This is a genomic window from Streptomyces sp. NPDC050674 (assembly GCF_040654575.1).
Classification (GTDB): Bacteria; Actinomycetota; Actinomycetes; order Streptomycetales; family Streptomycetaceae; genus Streptomyces.
On sequence record NZ_JBFAIG010000006.1, the window covers coordinates 170,490 to 193,655 of the forward strand.

The following is a 23,166-nucleotide window of genomic DNA, read 5'->3' on the forward strand; positions in this document are numbered from 1 at the left end:
TCCCCCCGTATCGCCTCATTCGCTACTTGGTAGACGGGTGATCGAGGCAAGCGGTTGCCTCGGACACACGTGTTAGTGGTTCAGCTCACAAAGTGAACGGACAGGAAACGGAGAAACGAAAGGGCCCGGCCCCGAGGAGAAATCCTCGGGGCCGGGCCCTGTGCGCGGCGGGAGCGGGTCAGCCCGTCCCGACACCGTCCGTGTCACCGGCGGTGGAAACCCGCTGCCCCGGAACGGCGTTCGCCAGCTCGGTGTCGGCTCCGGCGGCGGCCATCCGGGACGCCTGGCCGACGTTGCGCGTCTCGGCCTTGAGCGCGAGGTTCGCGACGGCGGTGTTGAACTGCTCCAGGGAGGTCGGCTCGTCCGGGCCCAGCAGGTACTGCTTGAGCTCCTTGCGGTCCTCGGCCAGCGGGTCGGCCGCCGGGTCACGGACCGCGCCCAGCAGCTCGCCCAGCTCGGAGGCGCTGTTGGACAGGATCACCGCGGCGCGCACCGCCGTGTTGTTCCGCTTGAACTCCTCGACGCCCACCCCGGCGGAGTCCGTGACCGCGTAGGGCTTGCCGCTCGCGATGAAGTCGGACACCACGCTGGAGATGTCGGAGACCATCGCGTCGGAAACGTTGAAGCAGTCGTACAGCCGCGGCTCGGCGCCAGTGATGACGCGGTGCTCCCAGGAGGGGAAGGAACGCCAGTAGGCGTCGTTCCACTCGGCGCGGAGCCGGGCGACCTCCTGGTGCTTCGCGGTGTCGATCAGCCCGTCGCGGGTGGCCTCGGCCTCGTCACCGCGGTCGCCGCCGGAGCGGGACAGCTGCGCGAGACGGGCCTCGATCCGCTCCAGCTCGGCCTTGGCCTGGGCCTGGACGGCGGTGTCGGCGATGAACCGGGTGTTGATGGCGCGCTCCTCAGCGGCCTTCTGCACCAGCGCGGTGATCCGCCGGTGCGCGGCGCCGGCCTCCTTGCTGACCGTGCCGGTGAAGGGGTGCGGCTTGTACAGGACACGGACCGGCGGGTCGGCCGCGACCAGCTTCTCCACGATGTTCTCGCCGGCCAGCACGATCGAGGTGTTGCCCGGGTTGCCGTCCCAGCCCTCCCAGGTGGGGGCGTACAGCACGGTCGGGATGCGGCCCTCGGGCACGCCCTGCCAGGTCTGGATCGGGGCGAGCTGCGGGCGGCCCACCTCGACGATGTCGTCGTCGCGGACACCGACGTCGGCGATGGCGTAGCGGTCGCGGCCCGCGCGGCCGGCCGTCCACACCTCGTCGTAGACCTTGCTGTACGGGTTGACGCTGGCGAGCTTGTCGCTGTCGCCGTGGCCGATGAAGACGTGCTTGATGGTGGGCACGCGCAGCATGTGGATGTTCTTGCCGACGTTGGCCGCGTAGAGCGCGACCCGCACCGTGGACAGGTCCATGTTCATCAGGTGCACCCCTCCGGGCACGCAGATGACCGGGACCGTGGTGGGCGCCAGGTTGTTCAGGATCGCCCGCTCGCGCAGGATGATCAGTGGCTTGGACTCCAGCTTCTCCATGGTGTCGAGCCACATGTTGACCTGGTAGGCGGAGTCCTTCGAACCGGAGAAGTACAGGACCGTCTCCGGCTTGTACTCGCCCAGCCAGTCGTCGACGGCGGCCAGGACCTTCTCGGCGTTCGGCGGGATCCTCCCGCCGCGCACGAACGGCACGAGCGTCAGGACGTACAGGGTGGCGAGGGCCACCGTGAGGCCGATGCCGATGAAGCCGATCAGGGGCATCTTCACCTGAGCGGCCACCAGGATGCCGACGACCGCCGCGAGGTCGAGGTGGAGCATCTTCTCGGCGGAGCGGTGCAGCAGCCTGCGCGGCGGGGCGTCCGGGATGCGGATGCGGGAGGCCAGGTCGACGTTGCGGGTGGCGACCGGCATGCGGCGCCGGTTGCGGATGAGCTGGACCAGCGCGCCGTGCGGGGCCTGGAGACCGTAGAAGGCGATGAAGCAGGCGATCGCCCCGTAGTAGATCAGGTTGTCCGCGAGGGACAGCCGCGCCAGCAGCAGGATGAGGAGCAGCTGGCGGATCAGGAAGCGGATCGACAGGCCGGCCCGCACCTTGCCGAGGCGGTTGATCAGGTAGCTGCCCTTGCGGTGCAGATAGTGGTCCGCCAGGTACGTCACGGCGGCCGCTGCCGCGAAGGCGGGAACGCTCGGGACGAGCGCGGCCAGCATGAGGACGGGGAAGCCCGCCACCATGAGGACCGCCGCGGCCAGCTCGGCCGCGCTGCCCACCCGGGCGACGCGAATAGCGGTGGATATCACGGAGAAACCTGCTCTTGGGAGGGGTGTGCCGGTCTTGGTTCGAGAATGCGGCTGGTCTGTGAATATTCGCGAGACGGTATGGATTCAGGCCCCTGCGAACACTCCTGTCACCGACAAAAGCCGTGAACAGGAGGGCGCAGAGGCCTGAATTACCTGAGTCTATTTGGCGCCAATTATTACACGCCGTCCTGCCGGTCCAGCACCGTGGCCAGGGCCTGCTCGAAGCCGGAGGCCCGGGCCGCGCCGGCCGTCGGGTCCTGCTGGCGGACGTCGATGACGTGGCCGGTCAGCTCGGAGAGCAGCACGTCGAGCGACGTACGGGCCACGGCCTCGGAGGACAGCAGGGAACCCGCGGGCTCCTGGCCGAAGGCCTTGGTGCGCATGGGCGTCGCGGTGCGCTCGGGGTTGATGCAGTTGACGCGCACGCCGTCACCGGCCCACTCGTCGGACAGGGCCTGGGTGAGGTTCACCATGGCGGCCTTCGTGGAGGAGTACAGGCTGTACTCGGCGCGGCCGCGGGTGTAGCTGCTGGAGGTGTAGAGCAGCAGCTGGCCCTTGGTCTCGGACAGGTACTTGTACGAGGACCGGGCGATCTGCACCGGGGCCAGGTAGTTGACCTTCAGCGCCTCCTCGATGGTGGCGTTGTCGGTCTCGGCGAGCTTGCCTATGCGCAGCACGCCGGCGGTGTTGACGACGTAGTCGATGCGGCCGGTCTCGGCGTACGCCTTGGACAGGGCGTCGTCGACCTCCTCCGGGTTCTCCACGTGGGTGCCGGTGGTGGAGCGGCCCAGCGCGTAGACCTTGGCGCCGTAGGACTCGGCGAGCTCGGCGATGTCCTTGCCGATGCCGTAGCTGCCGCCGAAGACGACCATGGTCTTGCCGGTCAGCAGCTCGCGGTAGGCCTCCTCGGAGACCTGCTCGGGCGCGGCCGTGGAGGCGAGCTGGAAGAGCTTGTCGGCGATGAAGACGTCGACGGGCTGGGTGACCTTCATGTTGTACTCGTCACCCGCGACGACGTGGATCGGCACGTCCGGCAGGTACTTGAGCACGACGGAGCAGTCGTCGGTGGCCTGGAAGTTGGGGTCGCCGGCGGCGACCTCGTAGGCCCGCTTGATCGTGGACAGCTTGAAGGCCTGCGGCGTCTGGCCGCGGCGCAGCCGGGAGCGGTCCGGGATCTCGGTGATGAACTCGCCGTCCTGGCCGTGCGTGCGCGTGACGATGATGGTGTCGGCGGACGGGATGGCCACGTCGACGGCCTCGTAGCGCTCCAGCGCGGTGACGCAGTCGTCGATGACGCGCTGCGACAGCAGCGGGCGCACGGCGTCGTGGAAGAGGACGTTGGCGTCCTCGCCCTCGGCCAGCCCCTCGCCCAGCGCGGCGATGGCGCGCTCGGTGGTCTCGTTCCTCGTGGAGCCGCCCTCGATGACCTTCGAGACCTTCTTGAAGCCGGCCTTCGCGACGATCTTCTCGATGTCGGGCACGTAACCCGGCGCCATCAGCACGATGATGTCGTCGATCGAGTCGGTGTTCTCGAAGGTGGTCAGCGTGTGCTCGATGACTGCCTTGCCGGCGATCTTCAGCAGCTGCTTGGGGATCGACAGACCCACGCGCTGGCCGGTGCCACCGGCCAGGATCACTGCGGTGGTACGGGGCTTGGCTATGTGCTGGGACACAGGTGACCTACCTTGGGGCGACAGGGAACTTCGAAATGGTCCCACTTGTGGTTACCGCAATGCAAGGTGAGCGACCTCCGCCGCATATGTGCGCGCAACCTGTCATTCACCTCCCCCTCCTGGGGATTGGTGAGACGGCTGTGCGTGCCCCGGGAAATGCGCTGTGAGTAACTGCACAGAAGCTCAGCGGCAGCGGAGGCGCTCGGGCAGCGGTGACCACGGACCCTCATGGGTTCCTCGGACGATGTCCCGTGCACGGTACGCGCTTTGACGGTGTGCGGCGCACCACGCCCTGCCCCGCCTCGCCGGGTCCGAGGCCCGTGATGTGCCCATCTTCACGTTCGCGGGGCGCGGGACCGCGGGCGTTCTCCATGGGGCGAGCCGTGAATACGGCGCGCCCCGCCGCGCATTGCCGCGGAATTCCCGGTCAAGATTGCGCAGCATTTCGGTCTCGGCGGGAGCAATACGCCGCGAGACGGGGTCGGACTTCTCACACGCTCACCCGCCCCTGGACGGCGAAGAGCCCGGGACCTGGCCGGGTCCCGGGCTCGAGGGTGCCTCGCGGGCCGGGGTCAGACGACCTCGACGCCCGGCCGGCCGGCCTCGACTCTCAGCCGGGCCAGGGTGCTCGGGGCCGCCGTCGGCCGCCGCACGGTGTCGACCACCCTGACCTGCGCGTCGATGCCGTCGCGGCGGACGTCGAAGAGGTGGTAGCCGCGGTGCGCGTCGAGCAGCTTCCAGTGCGGGTTGTCCGGGCGCCGCGGGTCCCACTCCTTGCGGAAGGCCTCCTGGTCCTGGTCGCCGTTGCTGGAGATGGAGGTGCCGACGAACTCGGCGCCGACGACCTCGGAGTCCGGGTCGGCGTAGTCCTCCTTGAGGTCGCTGATCATCGTCAGGTGCCGGTCCCCGGAGAGCACCACCGGGTTGCGGACCTGCCGGAACTCCTCCAGGAACGCGTTGCGTTCGGCCTGGTAGCCGTCCCAGGCGTCGTAGAACCAGAGCTTGCCCTCGCCGACCTTGAGGTCCGTCTCGGCCATCATGATCTGGGAGGCGATGAGGTTCCAGCGGGCGGGCGAGTCCTGGAGCCCGTTCAGCAGCCACCGCTTCTGCCGTGCGCCGAGCATCGTCAGCGACGGATCCTCGGCGCCGGCCTGGCTGGTGGCCTGATCGCTGCGGTACTGCCGGGTGTCCAGGACGTTGAGCCGGGCCAGGCGGCCGAACTCCAGGCGGCGGTACATCCTGATGTGCGGGCCGTTCGGGACGGCGGTGGCACGGACCGGCATGTGCTCGTAGAACGCCTGGTACGCAGCGGTCAGGCGGGCCACGAAGGCGTCGTGCGGCTGCTTGTCCGGGTCCTGCGGGATCTCGCCGGCGAAGTCGTTGTCCACCTCGTGGTCGTCGAAGGTCACCACGAAGGGCGCGTTCGCGTGCATCGCCGCGAGGTCCGGGTCGGTGCGGTACTGGGCGTACCGGTTGCGGTACTGGACGAGGCTGACCGGCTCGCCGGTGCCCTCGTGCCGCCGCAGGGCCGTCGCGGAGGGGGTGGACTCGTAGATGTAGTCGCCGACGAACACCACGACGTCCGGGTCCTGGTCGAGCATGTCCGCGTATGGCGTGAAGTAGCCGTGCTGCCAGTTCTGGCAGGAGGCGAGGGCCAGGCGCAGGGAGCCGCCGGAGCTGTGCGGGTGGGGCGCGGTACGGGTGCGGCCGACGGGCGAGAGCTGCCCGCTGGTGCGGAAGCGGTACCAGTATGTGCGGTCCGCGCGCAGTCCGCGTACGTCCACGTGAACGCTGTGCCCGTACTCGGGCCGGGCCTCGGCGGTGCCCCGGCGCACGACCTTCCCGAACCGGGAGTCCTCCGCGAGCTGCCACTCCACCGGCACGACCCGGTCGGGCATGCCGCCGCCGTTCAGCGGGTCGGGGGCGAGTCTGGTCCACAGCACGATGCCGTCCGGCAGCGGATCGCCCGAGGAGACGCCGAGGCTGAACACACCGTCCGGAAGCGGCGTCTCGGCCGCGCGGGCGGCTGCCGGGAGCCACAGCTGGGCGGAGGCCGCGGCGCCGAGCACCGCGGCACCGGCGGTCAGAAAGCGGCGCCGTTCGGGGGATGCTGCTCCGGTCATCGCTGACTCCCTTACCTCGCTGGCCACTTGGACACGGGGAAGCTTCACGCTCGCGGGCGGTCCGCCCGCTGAACGCCGGGGTTCACGTACATGACAACTAAGCAGACAAAGAGGGACTCGCCGCCAGCCTCGGAACAAGCCGTTGCCGGGGCGAGTCTGACAGGTGATCAGTGAGCGAAGCCGGTGCCCAGCCGTGCGCCTGTGGCGGTCGTGCCGAGCAGGGTGTTGCCGAAGGCCGTGGTGGCGTCGGGGCTCACGACGGTCGTGGGGCCCGACCTGAAGGACCACACCACTCCGGCGTCGCCGTTCTCCCCCGGCGCACCGGCGGCCAGATCGGCCAGGCGGTCCCCGTTCGCGTCCGCGAGGTGCACGGCCCTGCCGAACGCGTCGTTCGTCTCGGCGACGCCCGGCACGTCGGGCGTGTTCTGCGTGACGACCCGGGCGCCCGCGCCGGTGAGCCCGCCCGCCGTGCCACGCAGCACCACGACCGCGCCCGCCCCGGACACCGTGCCCAGGTCCTCGCCGGGCAGGCCGGTCACCACGTCCGGGTGGCCGTCACCGGTGATGTCGGCGATCTGGACGTCCGTCCCGAAGCCGTCGCCCTTCTCCGCGGAGCCGGGCACGCCGGGGCTGTCCTGATTGAGGTGCCTGGCCCGGGTGCCGTCGGCTCCGCCGGCCCCGCCCGGTATCCAGGTGACGCGTCCGCCCCTGGCGGCGGGCGTGTCGAGGTCGCTGTCGTACCCGTCGACGACCCGGCCGACCACGATGTCGTCGAAGCCGTCCCGGTCGATGTCGCCGATGGCGAGATTCTCACCGCCCTGGAGCCGGTCGCCGTCGGCGTCCTGCACGGTGGTGTACGGGGAGAGCCCCTGCCTGCCGCCCGGCCAGTACACCACCCGGCGGGCGTCGTACTCGTCGCCGTCGTTCTCCGTGGCGGCGACGTCGGTGATCCCGTCGCCGTTGAGGTCACCGGTGGCGAGGTCGAGGACGCGGCTGTCGAACTCGTCCTTGACGATCTGCTCGCCGTGGCCCGTGGCACCGTCCCGGGCGAACGGCCCGTTCAGCACCCGCAGGTTGAACTGGTTCTCCACGGTCACCAGGTCCTCGGCGCCGTCGCCGCCGACGTCCCCCACGGCCAGCCGTCCCTGCCCGCCGAGCCCGTCGTAGGCCTTCCCGGTGGCCAGGGCGGCGCCGCCGGTCAGCCTCTTCGGACCACCCCACACCACCTCGACCAGACCCGACTCGGCGCCGCCGTCGGCGGTGTCCTCGCCGCCCACGCCGACGACCAGGTCCGCGAACCCGTCACGGTCGAGGTCGGCGGTGGCCAGCGCGCTGCCGAACGCGTCGTCCGCCTCCGGGCTGCCGGGCACGCCGACCGTGCTCTGGGTGAGGACCTGACGCGTCGTGACGTCCAGCCCGTTCTTCGAGCCGTAGACGACGGCGACGTAGCCGGCGCCCTTCCGGCCGCCGACGCTCGCGCTCGGGGCGGCCACCGCGAGGTCGGCGTAACCGTCTGCGTTGAAGTCGTCATGGAGTCCCGCCGCCGCGGGCCCGGCGACGGGGGCGGCATGCGCGGCCGTCGGGGTGATGACGGCCGCGACGACGGCGACGGCCGCCGCGGCCGTTCGGCCGAGCCTGCGCTTGCTCAGGGACTGGGACACGAGAACTCCGGTGATTCGCGGGGCAGTTCCGGGGCGGAAAGGAACAAGATCCGTTCCGTCCCGCCCCTTACGACTCACCTGCGGGTCACTTGGTTGCACCGAAGTCCGTTGCGCGTTTGCTTTCCGTTAACTCAAACCGCTCAGAACGGCTCGAAGTCGTCGAACTCCTGCTGCGCCTCGTCCCGTTCGGCCTGCCGGTCCCGGCGGCGCTGCGCGGCCGGCCGCGCCTCCTCGAGGCGGTGGTCCTCGCCACGCCGGCCGAGCATCTCGGCCCCGGCCATGACGGACGGCTCCCAGTCGAAGACGACCGCGTTCTCCTCGGGGCCGATGGCGACGCCGTCGCCGCTGCGGGCGCCGGCCTTCATCAACGCCTCCTCGACACCGAGCCGGTTGAGCCGGTCCGCGAGGTAGCCGACGGCCTCGTCGTTGTTGAAGTCGGTCTGCCGCACCCAGCGTTCGGGCTTCTCGCCGCGCACCCGGAACAGGCCGTCGGCCTCCTGCGTCACGGTGAAGCCGGTGTCGTCCACGGCCTTGGGCCGGATCACGATCCGGGTGGCCTCTTCCTTCGGCTTCGCGGCCCGCGACTGCGCCACGAGCTCGGCGAGCGCGTACGACAGCTCCTTCAGGCCCATGTGCGCCACGGCCGACACCTCGAACACGCGGTAGCCGCGCGCCTCCAGGTCGGGCCGCACCATCTCGGCCAGGTCCTTGCCGTCCGGTACGTCGATCTTGTTCAGGACGACGACCCGCGGCCGCCTGTCCAGCCCGCCGTACTGCCGCAGCTCCTCCTCGATGATGTCGAGGTCGGAGACCGGGTCGCGGTCCGACTCCAGCGTGGCGGTGTCCAGGACGTGCACGAGTACGCTGCACCGCTCCACATGCCGCAGGAACTCCAGGCCCAGACCCTTGCCCTGGCTCGCCCCGGGGATGAGCCCGGGCACGTCGGCGATCGTGTAGACCGTCGATCCGGCCGTGACGACACCGAGGTTCGGCACGAGCGTGGTGAAGGGGTAGTCGGCGATCTTCGGCTTGGCGGCGCTCAGCACGGAGATCAGCGACGACTTGCCCGCGCTCGGGTACCCCACGAGCGCCACGTCGGCGACGGTCTTCAGCTCCAGGACGACCTCCTGGAGGTCTCCCGGCTCGCCGAGCAGCGCGAACCCGGGCGCCTTGCGCCGCGCGGAGGCCAGCGCCGCGTTGCCGAGGCCGCCCCGGCCGCCCTGTGCGGCAACGTAGGAGGTGCCGTGTCCGACCAGGTCGGCGAGGACGTTGCCCGCCTTGTCCAGCACGACCGTGCCGTCCGGCACCGGCAGGACGAGGTCCTGGCCGTCCTTGCCGGAGCGGTTGCCGCCCTCGCCGGGCTTGCCGTTGGTGGCCTTGCGGTGCGGGGAGTGGTGGTAGTCCAGCAGCGTGGTGACCGACTGGTCGACGGTGAGGATCACGTCACCGCCGCGCCCGCCGTTGCCGCCGTCCGGCCCGCCCAGCGGCTTGAACTTCTCACGGTGGACGGAGGCACAGCCGTGGCCTCCGCTACCCGCGGCGACATGCAGCTCGACGCGGTCCACGAAGGTGGTCATGGGATGTGCCTCCAGTTACTACGGGAATGTCTCTTGGGTAACACGCGAAAGGCGGACCCGCTTCCCCTGGGGGAAGTGAGGTCCGCCTCGCGAAAGCTTCCGATCAGGCGACCGGAACGATGTTCACGACCTTACGGCCACGGTGGGTGCCGAACTGCACCGAACCGGCCTCCAGGGCGAACAGCGTGTCGTCGCCGCCGCGGCCGACACCGGCGCCCGGGTGGAAGTGGGTGCCACGCTGGCGGACCAGGATCTCACCCGCGTTGACGACCTGACCGCCGAAGCGCTTCACGCCGAGGCGCTGAGCGTTGGAGTCACGACCGTTACGGGTGGACGATGCGCCCTTCTTGTGTGCCATCTCTCCTCAGTCCCTTACTTCGCAGCCGCGGGGATCTCAGTGACCTTGATCGCCGTGTACTGCTGGCGGTGGCCCTGACGCCGGCGGTAACCGGTCTTGTTCTTGTAGCGCAGAATGTCGATCTTCTGGCCCTTGTGGTGGTCCACGACCTCGGCCTGGACCTTGATGCCGGCCAGCACCCACGGGTCGCTGGTCACGGCGTCGCCGTCGACAACGAGCAGGGTCGAGAGCTCGACCGTGTCGCCAACCTTGGCAGTGGAAATCTTGTCAACCTCAACGATGTCGCCGACAGCAACCTTGTGCTGGCGACCACCGCTGCGCACGATGGCGTACACGCGGACTCACTCTCTCGCTCGGGAAACGGCACCCCCGCAGGCCAGCCGCCCGACTCAGCGAGCGGCCTCTCCTGGGCGCCCGGCGCCCGGAGGATGAGGTTTACGGGGATGTGACGTGTCAGTCGACACGCCGACGGTCAAGGTTACGGGGCCGCGGCCGAAGGGGTCAAACCGAGCCGGGCCCGCCACCTGTGCGACCGGTCACGCCGGTCGCGTTCCCGGGGCGAACGCGGTGTCCGCGCACGCCCCGGGAACGTCGAGGCCGGTCAGCCCTCGTCGGTGGAGGCCGAGACGGCCGACGTCGAGGACGCCGACTGCTCCGCCGCCACGGTCTTCTTCGACGCGGTCTTCTTGGCGGCGGTCTTGGTGGTCTTCGCCGCCTTCTTGGCCGTCGTCGTCTTCTTGGCGGCGGTCTTCTTCGCCGTCGTCTTCTTGGTGGTCGCGGCCTTCTTCGCCGTGGCCTTCTTCGCCGTCTTGCGGGCCGTCTTCTTGGCGGGGGCCGACTCCTCGGCGGCCTCCTCCGTGACGACGCCGTCGGACGCGGGCGCCTGCGCGGCCTCCGCCGGCACGGCCTCCTCGGAGACCGTCCCGGACGCGGCCGACGGGACGACCACGACGGCCGTCTCCTCGGACGCCGTGGACACCGTGGGCTTGCGCACGGCACGGCGCCTCGGACGGGCCGGGGCGGCGCTCTCGGCGGGTGCCTCGGCGACCGGCTCGGCCGGTGCGGCCGGCTCGGGCACCACGGGGGCCTCGGACACCGCGGGCGCGGTCTCGGCGACCGTCACCACCGCCGCCTCGGCACCCGCCGGGGAACCGGCCGGAGCGGACGCCTTGCGGGTGGCCCGCCGCCGGGTACGGCCCTTCGGCGCGGCGTCCTCGGCCGGAGCAGCCGGAGCGGCCGGTGCGCTCGGAGCGGCCTGCGCCGCCTCGACCACCGGGTCCTCCACGGCCATCGGCTCGGCCTGCGCCTCGGCGGCCGGTTCCGGCTGCACCGGACGGGCGACCTCCTGCTCGGCGGTCACGTCCTGGGCCGTCGGCACCTCGGCCTCGGCCTGCTCGGCCCTGCCCCTGCCGCGCCGGGTCCTGTCCCTGCCCTGCTCGGCCTTCGGCTCGTCGGCCTCACCGCGCGGGGAGCCCGCCGGAGCCGACGCCCGCCGGCTCGTCCGGCGACGCGACCGCCCGCGGCCGGCCGCGGCCTCCGCCTCGGCGGCGCTGCTGTACAGCTCCTCGTCCGGCTCGAAGGAGGGCTCGGGCAGCGCGATCGGCTCGGCGACCTCGGCTCCGACCTCGGCCTCGGTCTCGGCCTCCTCCTCGGCGGTCTCGACGGCGGCCTCGTGGAGGTGCGGCTCGGTGGCACCGGCACGCGCGCGCTTCTTGCGCTTGCCGCCGCCACCGGGGGCCGTCGGCTGCTCCATGTGCACGATGACACCGCGCCCGTTGCAGTGGACGCAGGTCTCGGAGAAGGACTCGAGCAGCCCCTGCCCGACCCGCTTGCGGGTCATCTGTACGAGCCCCAGCGAGGTCACCTCGGCGACCTGGTGCTTGGTACGGTCCCGGCCCAGGCACTCCAGCAGGCGCCGCAGCACCAGGTCCCGGTTGGACTCCAGCACCATGTCGATGAAGTCGATGACGATGATGCCGCCGAGGTCGCGCAGCCGCAGCTGGCGCACGATCTCCTCGGCCGCCTCCAGGTTGTTCCTGGTGACGGTCTCCTCGAGGTTGCCGCCCTGGCCGGTGAACTTTCCGGTGTTGACGTCGACGACGACCATCGCCTCGGTCCGGTCGATCACCAGCGAGCCGCCGCTGGGCAGCCACACCTTGCGGTCGAGGGCCTTGGCGAGCTGCTCGTCGATCCGGTAGGTGGCGAAGACGTCGACCTCGGAGGTCCACTTCGACAGCCGCTCGGCGAGGTCCGGCGCGACGTGCGACACGTATCCGTGGATCGTCGACCAGGCCTCGTCACCGCTGACGACGACCTTGGAGAAGTCCTCGTTGAAGATGTCGCGCACGACCCGGACGGTCATGTCCGGCTCGCCGTACAGCAGCGACGGCGCATTCGAGCTGCCGCCGCTCTTGGCCTTCTTCTGGATGTCCTCCCACTGCTGCTGCAACCGCTCGACGTCCCGGCGCAGCTCGTCCTCGCTCGCGCCCTCGGCGGCGGTGCGCACGATGACGCCCGCGTCCTCGGGGACGATCTTCTTGAGGATCGTCTTCAGCCGGGCCCGTTCGGTGTCGGGCAGCTTGCGGCTGATGCCGGTCATGGAGCCCTCGGGCACGTACACGAGGTAGCGGCCCGGCAGGGAGACCTGGCTGGTCAGTCGGGCGCCCTTGTGCCCGATGGGGTCCTTGGTGACCTGCACGAGCACGGACTGCCCGGACTTCAGGGCCGACTCGATGCGGCGCGGCCCGTTGGCCATGCCGAGCGCCTCGAAGTTGACCTCACCGGCGTACAGCACGGCGTTGCGGCCCTTGCCGATGTCGATGAAGGCGGCCTCCATCGACGGCAGCACGTTCTGCACCTTGCCGAGGTAGACGTTGCCGACGTACGAGGTCGACTGCTCCTTGTTGACGTAGTGCTCGACGAGCACGCCGTCCTCCAGGACGCCGATCTGCGTGCGGTCGCCGTGCTGGCGGACGACCATCACGCGCTCGACGGCCTCGCGGCGGGCCAGGAACTCGGCCTCGGTGATGATCGGCACGCGCCGGCGGCCCTGCTCGCGGCCTTCGCGGCGGCGCTGCTTCTTGGCCTCCAGACGGGTCGAGCCCTTGATGGACTGCACCTCGTCGGACGGCTCGGCCTTGGGGCGGGGCTCGCGGACCTTGACGACCGTGCGCTCGGGGTCGTCGTCGGAGGGCTCGGCCTCGGTGCCGGAGTCACCGGCACGGCGACGGCGGCGACGGCGACGGCGGCTGCTGCTGGAGCCGCCCCCACCGGACTCGTCGCGGTCGGTGGCGTCCTCGGAGTCCTCGTCGTCCTCCTCGGCGCCGTCCTCGGTGTCCTGCGCGTCGCTCGGCTCGGACTCGGTGTCCTCGCCGCCCTCGCCGTCGGACTCGGCCGACTCGCCACGCCTGCGGCGGCGACCGCCCCGGCGACGGCGGCGGCGCGAGCCGCTGCCGTCGGACTCGTCCTGGTCGTCGCCGTCGGCCTGGTCCTCTGCGGACTCGTCGGCGTCCTCGGCCTCGTCGGCGGGGGTGTCGTCGGCGGCCTCGGGGGCCGGGGCCTCGGGCTCGTCGCTCGCTCCGCGGCGCCGGCGACGGCGGCGCGAACCGGCGGCCGGCTCCTCGCGCTGGACCTCGATCGGCGCGGGCTCCTCGGTCTCCTCCGGCTCCTGCGGCTCCACCGTTCCCGCGGCCTCGGCGGCCGCCGCGGCGGCGGCGCGCTCCGGCGTCTGGAACTGGGGCTCGGTGAAGACGGGCGCCTGGAACAGCGCGACGGCGGGCCGCCTCGGGCGCGAGGGCGGCTCGCTGTCGCCGTCGGTCTCGCTCGCGGACCGGGCGGCGGCCTTGGAGGCCCGCGTGCCCTTGGCGGGCTGGGCGGGCTCGGCGAAGCCGCCGGCGGCGCGGCGCACGACCCGGCGACGGCGCCGCGGACCGGCTTCTTCGGCCGGTTCGGCGGCCTCGTCGGCGGGAGCGGTCTCCACGGCGGGGGCCTCGGAAGCGGCGGCTTCGGGCGCGCGGGCGGGCTCGGCCGCGGGGTTCTCGGTCACGGGTGCCTTCGCCTCCTCGGCGTTGCCCTCGGCCGCGTCCACGGCGGAAGGCGCCCCGGCGGGCGCGGACGCCCGTCGTGAGGCACGTCGGCGAGTCCGACGCGGAGCGGCCTCTTCGGCGGCCTCGGTGCCCTCGGCGGCGGCGTCGGTCACGGCCGCCGGCTCCGGGTCGCGGGCCTCGGCGGGTGCGGCGGGCGCCTCGGCAGCCTCGGCCGAAGCCTCGACGGGCGAGGTGACGGTGCGGGTGGCGCGGCGCCGGGTGCGCTTGGGGGCGGCGGCCTCGGCCGGCTCGGCGGGAGCGGCCGTGTCGGTCGCCTCGGAGGCGGCGGGGTCGGCCGCGGTCGCCGGGACCACGGTCTCGGCGGCCTCGGCGGCCGCCGGAGCGCCGGCCGGCGCGGAAGCACGGCGCACGGCGCGACGCCGCGGGCGCCCGGCGGGTGCGGCGCTCTCCACGGCCTCGGGGGTCGGGGCGGTGGCTTCCTCGGCCTCGTCGGCCGCTGCGGCGTCAGCCGCGAGTTCGTCCGCCTCGGCGGCCGGTATGGCCGGCGCGACGGTCTCCGCCGGCGCGTCCGGGGAGGCACCGGCGGGCGGGCCCGCCGGGCGGGACGCGGCACGGCGCCGTCGGCGCGGCGGCAGCGTGTCGCTGGGGGTGTTCTGTTCGGAGCCCGTGGAGGACTCTGTGGGTTCGGTCGGTTCGAGCATGCGGGCGTGTCTCCCGTCAGGCTCCCGGGCGCCGCGCCTGGTCCGGCGATGCCGGTGACGTCCGCGGCGCGCGCTGTGCGCGTTCGCCGCCGTCCGGGGCGCGGGCGCCGCACGGGAGCTCTCTGTGTCCTGTCTCGCCGGTTCCGTACACCGAATGCGCACGGCCTGGCGAAAGTCTTCTGGTCGGTGCGCTGCCCGACCCAGGTGGCTCCCGAGTCCGAGGGCGGCGCTACGACGTCCGTCCCTTCGCGGGACCTTCCTTACGCCGGCGCCGTCGCGGTGGCAGTCGGTTCGGCCGTTGTGTCGGCCTCGACTGCCTCGCGGTCGGGCGCGAGCGGGTCGGTCACCGTGCCGGTCTCTTCATCGAACAGCCCCTGCGCCAGCCTGGTCACCGCTGCGGGGACCGGCGGCGCCAGGTCGGCCACGGCGCGGAGACCGGACAGGACGTCGTCGGGTCGTACGGCAGGCGTCACGTGCCGAACAACCAGCCGCAGTATCGCACAGGGCTGGTCGGTCGGCCTATCAGCCTGCGAACTGTGCGTTTCCTCGAGGCCGCGAACCTCCAGGCTCGCGACGGCGGAGCGGGCGTCGAACGTGCGTATGCCGTTCTTGGCGAGGCGCTGGACCTCGACGGTCTCAGCCGCGTTGAAGGCGTCCGCCGCGCGGCGGGCCTCCTCCTGCGGCACCCCGTCCAGCCGGAGCTCCCAGACGGAAGCCGTCAGCCGGTCGGCGAGTCCCGAGGTGCGGGCCTCGACCGCCTCGATGATGTCGAGCCCGGTGGGCAGCGAGTCGTCGAGGAGGGCCCTGAGCTGCTCCGGGTCGCGCGGCGCGGTGAGCGCGATCTCCAGGTATTCCGCCTCACTGCCCGTGCCGGTGGGTGCGGCATTGGCGTACGACACCTTCGGGTGCGGTGTGAAGCCCGCCGAGTAGGCCATCGGCACCTCGGCACGGCGCAACGCACGCTCGAAGGCGCGCTGGAAGTCACGGTGGCTGGTGAACCGGAGGCGGCCGCGCTTGGTGTAACGCAGTCGGATGCGCTGCACCGCGGGTGCGGGCGGCGGGCCTTCGGGCTGTCGCTTGCCCAGTGTCGTTCAGTCCTTCGTGAGAGCGGTCGTACTGCTACCAAGAGTACGTGCCTCGTGCCGCGATGGTTCCCTCCGGTCGACCGGCCGGGGCTGTCGCGGCTCGCCGAAGAGCATCCGCCGGACGTCGGCACGGGCCTGCCGCACGGACTCGCGGGCGGCGGCCAGGGCCTGCCGGGCGGCCCGCCCCGCGCCGCGCGCGGCTTCGGCGGCGGGCCGCAGCACGGTGTCCCGCACGGCGTGGCCGACGGGCGTCAGCACGGTGCGGTACACCCAGCGGACCGGCTCGACGAAGATCCACCGCAGGAGGGTGCCCAGGAAGCGCCCGACCACGAGCGAGAGGTGCCCGGCGACCCGCCAGGCGTGGCCGAGGGCGTCCCACAGCTCCCGGCCGATGACGGCGAGCACGCGTCCGACGGGGGTCAGGACCCAGCGCCAGAGGGCGAGCGCGGGCAGGACCAGCAGGAGGCGGGCGGTCCAGTAGAGGGCCGTGCCGATTGCCGTGATCACCGTGCTGACCAGCCACACGAGCCCCTTGACGCACCAGGCGACCGCGCGGCCGACGGGTGTGAGCACCCAGGTGTACAGCCAGAGGGCGGGGACGACGGCGAGGTACTTCACGAGCCACGCCACCACCGTCCAGACGCCGATGCCGAGCGCGGCGAGACCTCCACCGAGTGCCTTCAGGACCCACCTCAGCGCGTGCCCGACGGGCGTGAGCAGGCTCGCGTACACCCAGCCGAGCGCGGCTGCGACGCCCCCCGCGATCCAGCCGAGCGCGGCGCCGACGCCCCGGGCGGCCCATGCGATCGCGTGCCCCACGGGGGTCAGCACACACCGGTGGAGCCACACCAGCGGCACGACGACGAGGACGTGGCCGAGCCATCCGAGGGCCTTGCCCACCGGGACGACGACGTAGCGCCACAGCCCGACGAACGGCCAGACGAACACCGCCCGGGCGAGCCACAGCAGGGCGCGGCCGAGCGGCCGGAGCAGCGCGTCGTTCAGGAACCGCCCGGCCACGACGAGCGCGTCCCACAGCATCCGCACGGGGACGACGAGCACGAGCACGATGATCCGCACGGGGATCCGGATCGCGACGGCGAGGCATCCCCCTGGCGCCTCGGGCTCCCGCGGGACAGGCGGCTGGTCCCGCCGCGGGTACTGATCGGCCCGCGTGCCGGAACTCTCGCGGGGGTGCTTCTCCAGATCCATACCGTCGTAGACGCCTCAGCGCCCCGTCCGGATGCAGCCCCGCACAGTCCCGCCCCGTTCTTCCGCACTTCTCCGCTCGGCCGTGACCGTACGGCTCACACCCTCGGGACCTGCGCCTGGAGCAGCCGGGGCGACCCCTGGAAGCCGCTGCGGGCGTACGCGGGGACGGCACGCGGGCTGGAGTGCACGGTCACCCGTTCCAGACCCAGCTCGCGGGCTCCCTCCAGGACGGCCCGGATGAGCCGCCCGCCCAGGCCGCCGTCGCGCGCCTCGGGTACGACGTACACGCACTGCAGGTCACCGGAGGCGCGCCGCGGCGCGCGGGGCGTGGGCACCCGCTGCACGACCGCGAGCCAGGCCATGCCGATGACCCGTTCGTCGCGGACGAGGACCACGCAGCGGTGGGATCCGGCGTTCTCCTCCGCCCAGGTGACGAAGTGCCTCAAGAAGACCTCGCGTTCGCCGGCGTCCTCGGAGCCGTTCTCGACGAGCCACTGCCACCTCAGGGCGGCCACGGCGGCCAGTTCGGCCGGGCGGGCCGGGCGGATGCTGACGTTGTCCATCAGGGCATTGTCGCGTCCGGCGCCCCGCCGGACTCCCAGCGCAGCAGATCCCCCGGCTGGCACTCCAGCACCTCGCACAGCGCGGCGAGGGTGGAGAAGCGGACCGCCTTGGCGCGGCCGTTCTTGAGGACCGCCAGGTTGGCGGGGGTGATGCCGACGCGTTCCGCCAGTTCCCCCACGGACATCTTCCGTTTGGCCAGCATCACGTCGATGTCGACGGCGATCGGCATCAGATGACCTCTTCCAGCTCGGCCCGCATCCGGGCCGCCTCGATGTCGCGTGCCACGGCCTGCGCCAGCAGCATCCGCAGCACGAGCACGATCAGCGCGACGCCCAGCACGGCCACGACGACCCCGCACAGCAGCAGGACCACCCCCGGGGCCACGGCCTCGCCCGGCGCGAGCACGACCGCCAGCGCGAAGACCAGCAGGGCGGCCGCCACGAACGCGCCGATGACGATGTGCACGTAACGGAAGGCGGCGGTGGAGAACACCGTCCCGCGGCGCACCATCGTCACCAGCCGCCACACGCACACCACGACGACCTGGGCGGTCCCGACGCCGAGGACGATGATCACGAGGATCGGGGTGCGCAGATACGCGTACTCCGGTTTGAGGCCGTTCATGTCGACGGCCAGCAGCGGCACCATCACCCCCTGGACGAACAACGACCCCGCGAGCAGCACCACGAGCACCCCGCGCAAAGCCCCCACGGCCAGCTTCCCCATCACCACTCCTTCAATCGACTCACGATGGAAATCTATCGAGATTCGATAGGAGCCACAAGGGGCGTGGCTCACCTGGCCGAAGCCCGCGATGTGAGGAGACCCGGGGTGTGCGACCCGTGGCACCGTGGCAGAAGGAACCCATGCCCGGCCCCCCGGACCGAGGAGGACGACAGTGGACTGGCGCGAGTTCGCACAGGAGATGGCCTCCATGGCGCGTGCCCTGCTCGCCCAGGACTCGGTCGGCGCCACGCTCGAGCACATCACCCGGGCCGCCACGGAGCACGTGGCCGGGTGCGACGCGGCCGGCATCCTCCTGCTGCACGGCACGCGCGTGGAGACCCTGGCACCCACCCACGACCTGGTCCTCGAGAGCGACCGGCTCCAGGAGCGCCTCGGGGAGGGCCCCTGCTTCGACGCGGCCCGCTCGGACACCGCGGAGCGCGTGTTCCGCATCGCCGACTTCAGTGCCGAGCAGCCCCGCTGGCCCGCGTACGCCCGCGAGGCCCAGGACCTGGGCGTGGGCAGCATGATGGGCTTCCTGCTCTACACCGAGGACGAGGATCTCGGCGCGCTCGACCTCTACTCGCGCCACCCGGGGTCCTTCACCGAGGACAGCGAGACCGCCGGCTGGCTGCTGGCCTCGCACGCGGCGGTCGCCTTCTCCAGCGCCCGCAGCCACGCCCAGATGCAGCAGGCCATGAGCACGCGCCACGTCATCGGCGAGGCCATGGGCATCCTCATGGGCGGCCATCGCCTCACCGAGGAGCAGGCCTTCGACGTGCTGCGCCGCTACTCGCAGGAGAACAACGTCAAGCTCCGTGAGGTGGCCCGGCGGGTCTGCGAGGAGGGCCGCCTGATCTGACGGTTCCCCCAGCACACAGTCTGAACTGGGGGAACCTGACCGGGTCGGCCCCCCGGGGGAGCGTCACCAACCCGGCCTGTTCAGCGGGTCCCCCACAGAACGGGCCTCTCACCTCCCGGGCGCCGCATGTGAGGCGCGACGGGGGCGCAGGGGCCCGCGTTGCCAGGCCATGGGCGTGAGCCGCGGGAGTACGCCCGGCTATTTCCGGGGACCGCCGAACAGAAGTCACTCCTGTGAGTGAATATATCGATCGCGCATTCCCATAAACCGTATCGGCGTTTCATTCTTTCCCACTCTTCCCGTGCATCTCTTCAGAGTCGACGGCGCAGGTGAAGAGCCTTGAGGCATAGTGACAGGTGGCAGAAATCCGCGTAGCCTTGCGAAACTGGTCGTCCTGAACACGGTCGGAGTGCCTGGCGGCGGTACGACCTGTGGCACCAGAAGGAGCTTTTCATGCCCGATGCCGACCCGATGTTCTACCGTCATCACCTGAGCTCACAGCTTCAGGAAGCGCGTAAAAAGGCGGGGTATTCGCAGCCTGATGTTGCGCGAGAGACGGGATGGTCCCTTTCGAAAGTCATGCGCCTGGAGTCGGGCAGGGTGAAGATCTCCATGACCGACCTCAAGGCATTGATCAGCTTCTACGAGCTGTCGCCCGAGAGTGCGGAGAAACTGCGTCGCGCCGCGGAAGAGGCACGACGGCAGCCCTGGTGGTACGAATACCGGGCCCTGCTGTCGGAGAGTTTTCAGTCCTACCTGGGCTACGAGGCGTCCGCGTCCGTGATCCGCAACTTCGAGGCGCTGTTCGTCCCCGGCCTGTTGCAGACGGAGGATTACGCGCGCGTCGCCCTCCAGCAGTCTGTGGTCCCGGAGAAGGAGGAACTGCTCGACCTGCGCATGAAACGGCAGGAACGCATGCTGGACGCGTCGTCGAACACCGAGCTGCGGTTCCTGATCGACGAGGCGGCGCTGAGGCGCGTCGTGGGCGGCAGCGATCTGATGGAAGCCCAGATCCGGCATCTCCAGCGCCTGAGCACCCTGGATCACGTGAGCATCGGGGTGGTTCCCTTCAGCTGCGGTCTGTATCCACTGCTGCGTTCACCGTACGTGATCTTCGAGTTCGCCAAGGCCGATCAGGAACGAGTGGTGTACCTCGAGAATCCCGACGGAAGCGTCATCATCAACAACAAGGCGATCGTCGGCGTGCAACGCAGTGTCGAAGATTATCTCGAATCCTTCTGGGACGTCGAGAACCGTTACGCCCAATCCATCACCGAGTGGAGCGAGAATCTTCCTCAGCTCGCGGCATAACGGAGAGAAAGGGAATCAAGGAACGATTTCCACGCCGCGGAACCGACGGCAAAGCAGGGCCCTTCGGAGAATTTCGAATCCCTGACCAGGACGGGGATCCCCAAAGCGACCTCGACACAGTTTTCCGGCGCACTGGCCGAACTCTTCCGCCACTTCGATGCCGGATCCGCCAAGGTCACAGCTCCCCCAACCCACACTGCAGTACCGACGGCACAAGTCAGGCCCTGGCCGCCCAGTATGACGGCAGGGGCCGTGACTGCCAAGGCCACCGAATATCGATGATCCGGACATCGAAGAAGGAGATGGTCATGGAAAGCTGACCGTGAACATGGTGTCCCGCACAGCGGCAAGAATCTTTCCGGCCATTGCTGCTGAAGGTTTTCGACAGCAGGAAGGGGAGCGCTCGGTCAGCCGGCAAGCATCGTCCGAGAACTCCCCCACCGCGAAGCGCCCTCGTCCACTCGAATCAACCAGGAAGCCTCATGGCAGATAGTAACGCGAGTCGTGTCATCGGCCAGGCCCACGGCCGCGCATTCCTCGTCGGCCCGCCGCCCCACCGCACCGCGGACCTCCGAGGCGCCCGTGGAGGGTCTGCGCGAATAGCGAGCGCGCGGGGAGGCAGGTCATGACGCAGGGGTCACCCCCTCCTGCCGGAGGAGTGTCGCAGCGAGCTCTGCTGATCGTCATCGCCTTGCTGATCGGCCTGCTCACCGGCCTCGGGGCGGGCGTCCTGGCCGTCGTGCTGCACGCGACGATCCTCAGTGCGGCGACCTGGGCCGGGGGCACCTTCGTCGCCGTCACGATGCTGCTGTTCAAGATCTGCGAACTGTTGCGCTGAGCGACCGCTGACCGACCTCACTGCCGCTCGCGGGCGAGTGACCGCAGTGGCGCCACTGCCTCAGCAGGGGCGTGGGTGGTCACTCGCCGGGGGCGTCACTCACTCAGTGCTGGTGCCCGCTCGGCGCGGGCGCCGCGTTCTTCACCGTCAGGGGCAGCAGCTTCTTGCCCGTCGGGCCGATCTGGATCTGGGTGTCCATCTGCGGGCACACCCCGCAGTCGAAGCACGGCGTCCAGCGGCAGTCGTCGACCTCGGTCTCGTCGAGGGCGTCCTGCCAGTCCTCCCAGAGCCAGTCCTTGTCCAGGCCCGAGTCGAGGTGGTCCCAGGGGAGGACCTCCTCGTAGGTGCGCTCGCGGGTGGTGTACCAGTCGACGTCGACGCCGAAGGGGGCCAGGGCCTTGTCGGCGCAACTCATCCAACGGTCGTACGAGAAGTGCTCGCGCCAGCCGTCGAAGCGGCCGCCGTCGTCGTACACCGCGCGGATGACCGCGCCGATGCGGCGGTCGCCCCGGGAGAGCAGGCCCTCGACGATGCCGGGCTTGCCGTCGTGGTAACGGAAGCCGATGGAACGGCCGTACTTCTTGTCGCCGCGGATCTTGTCCCGCAGCTTCTGAAGCCGGGCGTCCGTCTCTTCGGCGGAGAGCTGCGGGGCCCACTGGAAGGGCGTGTGGGGCTTGGGGACGAAGCCGCCGATGGAGACCGTGCAGCGGATGTCGTTGGACCGGGAGACCTCGCGGCCCTTGGCGATGACCTTCGTCGCCATGTCGGCGATCTGGAGGACGTCGTCGTCGGTCTCCGTCGGCAGGCCGCACATGAAGTACAGCTTCACCTGGCGCCAGCCGTTGCCGTACGCCGTGGCGACCGTGCGGATCAGGTCCTCTTCCGAGACCATCTTGTTGATGACCTTGCGGATGCGCTCCGAGCCGCCCTCGGGGGCGAAGGTGAGACCCGAACGCCGGCCGTTCCTGGTCAGCTCGTTCGCCAGGTCGATGTTGAAGGCATCCACGCGGGTGGACGGCAGCGACAGGCCGATCTTGTCGTCCTCGTAGCGGTCCGCGAGGCCCTTGGCGATGTCGCCGATCTCCGTGTGGTCCGCGGAGGACAGCGACAGCAGGCCGACCTCCTCGAAGCCCGTCGCCTTCAGGCCCTGCTCGACCATGTCGCCGATGCCGGTGATGGAGCGTTCACGCACCGGGCGCGTGATCATGCCGGCCTGGCAGAAACGGCAGCCGCGGGTGCAGCCGCGGAAGATCTCCACGGACATGCGCTCGTGGACCGTCTCGGCCAGCGGCACGAGCGGCTGCTTGGGGTAGGGCCACTCGTCGAGGTCCATGACGGTGTGCTTGGAGACCCGCCACGGCACGCCGCTGCGCTTCGGCACTACACGGGCGATACGGCCGTCCGGCAGGTACTCCACGTCGTAGAAGCCGGGGACGTACACCCCGCCCGTCTTCGCGAGACGGAACAGGAGCTCCTCGCGGCCTCCGGGACGGCCCTCGGCCTTCCAGGCGCGCACGATCGCGGTGATCTCCAGGACCGCCTGCTCGCCGTCGCCGATCACGGCGCAGTCGATGAAGTCGGCGATCGGCTCGGGGTTGAACGCCGCGTGGCCGCCGGCCAGGACGATCGGGTCGTCCAGGCCGCGGTCCTTGGCCTCCAGCGGGATGCCGGCCAGGTCGAGGGCGGCCAGCATGTTGGTGTAGCCCAGCTCCGTGGAGAAGGACAGGCCGAACACGTCGAAGGCCTTCACCGGCCGGTGGCTGTCCACCGTGAACTGCGGGACGTGGTGCTCCCGCATGAGCTCCTCGAGGTCGGGCCACACGCTGTACGTGCGCTCGGCGAGGACGCCCTGCTGCTCGTTGAGCACCTCGTAGAGGATCATGACGCCCTGGTTGGGCAGACCGACCTCGTAGGCGTCCGGGTACATGAGCGCCCAGCGGACATCACAGGAGTCCCAGTCCTTGACCGTGGAGTTGAGCTCTCCGCCGACGTACTGGATCGGCTTCTGCACATGCGGGAGCAGAGCTTCGAGCTGCGGGAAGACCGACGCAGCGACTTCGGCAGGCATGTCGCGCACCTTCGTGAGCTGGACTGAACTGACAGGGGTGACCATCCAGACTAACGCGATCGCGGGGGGCCTCC

At 70.8% G+C, this 23,166-nt stretch carries 18 protein-coding genes; 3 read left to right on the forward strand and 15 right to left on the reverse strand.

Going from position 1 to position 23,166, the window contains the following annotated elements:
• Positions 1–178: 178 nt before the first annotated feature.
• From AB0I06_RS12820 to AB0I06_RS12880, 13 genes are all read right to left on the reverse strand, one after another.
• Positions 179–2,257 (reverse strand): hypothetical protein, encoded by a 2,079-nt coding sequence (locus AB0I06_RS12820; RefSeq protein ID WP_363118921.1) that lies wholly within the window; start codon positions 2,255–2,257, stop codon positions 179–181.
• A 206-nt stretch (positions 2,258–2,463) separates the two neighbouring features.
• Positions 2,464–3,960 carry a bifunctional cytidylyltransferase/SDR family oxidoreductase gene (locus tag AB0I06_RS12825; protein ID WP_363118781.1) on the reverse strand — a complete coding sequence of 499 codons (1,497 nt, stop codon included), beginning with the start codon at positions 3,958–3,960 and terminating at the stop codon, positions 2,464–2,466.
• Between the two features lie 572 nt (positions 3,961–4,532).
• Positions 4,533–6,083, reverse strand: a complete 1,551-nt coding sequence (locus AB0I06_RS12830) for an alkaline phosphatase D family protein (protein WP_363118782.1) — start codon at positions 6,081–6,083, stop codon at positions 4,533–4,535.
• A gap of 167 nt (positions 6,084–6,250) precedes the next feature.
• Positions 6,251–7,744 (reverse strand): VCBS repeat-containing protein, encoded by a 1,494-nt coding sequence (locus tag AB0I06_RS12835; protein WP_363118783.1) that lies wholly within the window; start codon positions 7,742–7,744, stop codon positions 6,251–6,253.
• 140 nt (positions 7,745–7,884) lie between these two features.
• A complete protein-coding gene (gene obgE / locus AB0I06_RS12840) occupies positions 7,885–9,321 on the reverse strand; it encodes a GTPase ObgE (protein ID WP_363118784.1) in 1,437 nt (478 codons plus the stop codon).
• A gap of 103 nt (positions 9,322–9,424) precedes the next feature.
• The gene (gene rpmA, locus AB0I06_RS12845; RefSeq protein WP_003990207.1) at positions 9,425–9,679 is read right to left on the reverse strand and encodes a 50S ribosomal protein L27; all 255 of its coding nucleotides are present in this window, start codon (positions 9,677–9,679) and stop codon (positions 9,425–9,427) included.
• A 14-nt stretch (positions 9,680–9,693) separates the two neighbouring features.
• A complete protein-coding gene (rplU, locus tag AB0I06_RS12850) occupies positions 9,694–10,014 on the reverse strand; it encodes a 50S ribosomal protein L21 (RefSeq protein ID WP_004931419.1) in 321 nt (106 codons plus the stop codon).
• A gap of 266 nt (positions 10,015–10,280) precedes the next feature.
• Positions 10,281–14,426: an Rne/Rng family ribonuclease gene (locus tag AB0I06_RS12855; RefSeq protein WP_363118785.1), complete on the reverse strand. Its 4,146-nt coding sequence runs from the start codon at positions 14,424–14,426 to the stop codon at positions 10,281–10,283.
• A 260-nt stretch (positions 14,427–14,686) separates the two neighbouring features.
• Positions 14,687–15,469, reverse strand: coding sequence for a TIGR03936 family radical SAM-associated protein (locus AB0I06_RS12860; protein ID WP_363118786.1), 783 nt, complete (start codon positions 15,467–15,469; stop codon positions 14,687–14,689).
• A gap of 48 nt (positions 15,470–15,517) precedes the next feature.
• Positions 15,518–16,723 carry a hypothetical protein gene (locus tag AB0I06_RS12865; protein ID WP_363118787.1) on the reverse strand — a complete coding sequence of 402 codons (1,206 nt, stop codon included), beginning with the start codon at positions 16,721–16,723 and terminating at the stop codon, positions 15,518–15,520.
• A 95-nt stretch (positions 16,724–16,818) separates the two neighbouring features.
• A complete protein-coding gene (locus tag AB0I06_RS12870; RefSeq protein WP_363118788.1) occupies positions 16,819–17,286 on the reverse strand; it encodes a GNAT family N-acetyltransferase in 468 nt (155 codons plus the stop codon).
• Positions 17,286–17,516 (reverse strand): helix-turn-helix transcriptional regulator, encoded by a 231-nt coding sequence (locus AB0I06_RS12875; RefSeq protein WP_363118789.1) that lies wholly within the window; start codon positions 17,514–17,516, stop codon positions 17,286–17,288. Before AB0I06_RS12875 ends, AB0I06_RS12870 begins: the two co-directional genes overlap by 1 nt.
• Positions 17,516–18,013, reverse strand: coding sequence for a DUF2975 domain-containing protein (locus AB0I06_RS12880; protein WP_363118790.1), 498 nt, complete (start codon positions 18,011–18,013; stop codon positions 17,516–17,518). Before AB0I06_RS12880 ends, AB0I06_RS12875 begins: the two co-directional genes overlap by 1 nt.
• Positions 18,014–18,185: 172 nt before the next feature.
• Between AB0I06_RS12880 and AB0I06_RS12885 the strand changes: the two genes are divergently transcribed.
• Together AB0I06_RS12885 and AB0I06_RS12890 are read left to right on the forward strand one after the other, a co-directional pair.
• The gene (locus tag AB0I06_RS12885; protein WP_363118791.1) at positions 18,186–18,875 is read left to right on the forward strand and encodes a GAF and ANTAR domain-containing protein; all 690 of its coding nucleotides are present in this window, start codon (positions 18,186–18,188) and stop codon (positions 18,873–18,875) included.
• Positions 18,876–19,328: 453 nt separating this feature from the next.
• A complete protein-coding gene (locus AB0I06_RS12890) occupies positions 19,329–20,186 on the forward strand; it encodes a helix-turn-helix transcriptional regulator (RefSeq protein WP_363118792.1) in 858 nt (285 codons plus the stop codon).
• Here AB0I06_RS12890 and AB0I06_RS12895 read toward each other — a convergent pair.
• Positions 20,171–20,455, reverse strand: a complete 285-nt coding sequence (locus AB0I06_RS12895; protein WP_363118793.1) for a DUF397 domain-containing protein — start codon at positions 20,453–20,455, stop codon at positions 20,171–20,173. The genes AB0I06_RS12890 and AB0I06_RS12895 overlap by 16 nt on opposite strands.
• Positions 20,456–20,844: 389 nt before the next feature.
• On the opposite strand from AB0I06_RS12895, the gene AB0I06_RS12900 reads away from it, so the two are divergent.
• Complete coding sequence (locus AB0I06_RS12900; RefSeq protein ID WP_363118794.1) at positions 20,845–21,024, forward strand: DUF3767 domain-containing protein; 180 nt, start codon at positions 20,845–20,847, stop codon at positions 21,022–21,024.
• Between the two features lie 103 nt (positions 21,025–21,127).
• Here the strand turns inward: AB0I06_RS12900 and AB0I06_RS12905 are convergent, their stop codons facing one another.
• The gene (locus AB0I06_RS12905) at positions 21,128–23,092 is read right to left on the reverse strand and encodes a TIGR03960 family B12-binding radical SAM protein (protein ID WP_363118795.1); all 1,965 of its coding nucleotides are present in this window, start codon (positions 23,090–23,092) and stop codon (positions 21,128–21,130) included.
• Positions 23,093–23,166 lie beyond the last annotated feature (74 nt).

Coding starts and splice junctions, on each gene's coding strand:
- AB0I06_RS12865 (WP_363118787.1), bottom strand. CDS start 16,723: ATGGATCTGGAGAAGCACCCCCGCGAGAGTTCCGGCACGCGGGCCGAT.
- AB0I06_RS12905 (WP_363118795.1), bottom strand. CDS start 23,092: ATGCCTGCCGAAGTCGCTGCGTCGGTCTTCCCGCAGCTCGAAGCTCTG.
- AB0I06_RS12870 (WP_363118788.1), bottom strand. CDS start 17,286: ATGGACAACGTCAGCATCCGCCCGGCCCGCCCGGCCGAACTGGCCGCC.
- AB0I06_RS12890 (WP_363118792.1), top strand. CDS start 19,329: ATGCCCGATGCCGACCCGATGTTCTACCGTCATCACCTGAGCTCACAG.
- AB0I06_RS12880 (WP_363118790.1), bottom strand. CDS start 18,013: ATGGGGAAGCTGGCCGTGGGGGCTTTGCGCGGGGTGCTCGTGGTGCTG.
- AB0I06_RS12830 (WP_363118782.1), bottom strand. CDS start 6,083: ATGACCGGAGCAGCATCCCCCGAACGGCGCCGCTTTCTGACCGCCGGT.
- AB0I06_RS12855 (WP_363118785.1), bottom strand. CDS start 14,426: ATGCTCGAACCGACCGAACCCACAGAGTCCTCCACGGGCTCCGAACAG.
- obgE (WP_363118784.1), bottom strand. CDS start 9,321: ATGACCACCTTCGTGGACCGCGTCGAGCTGCATGTCGCCGCGGGTAGC.
- AB0I06_RS12875 (WP_363118789.1), bottom strand. CDS start 17,516: ATGCCGATCGCCGTCGACATCGACGTGATGCTGGCCAAACGGAAGATG.
- rpmA (WP_003990207.1), bottom strand. CDS start 9,679: ATGGCACACAAGAAGGGCGCATCGTCCACCCGTAACGGTCGTGACTCC.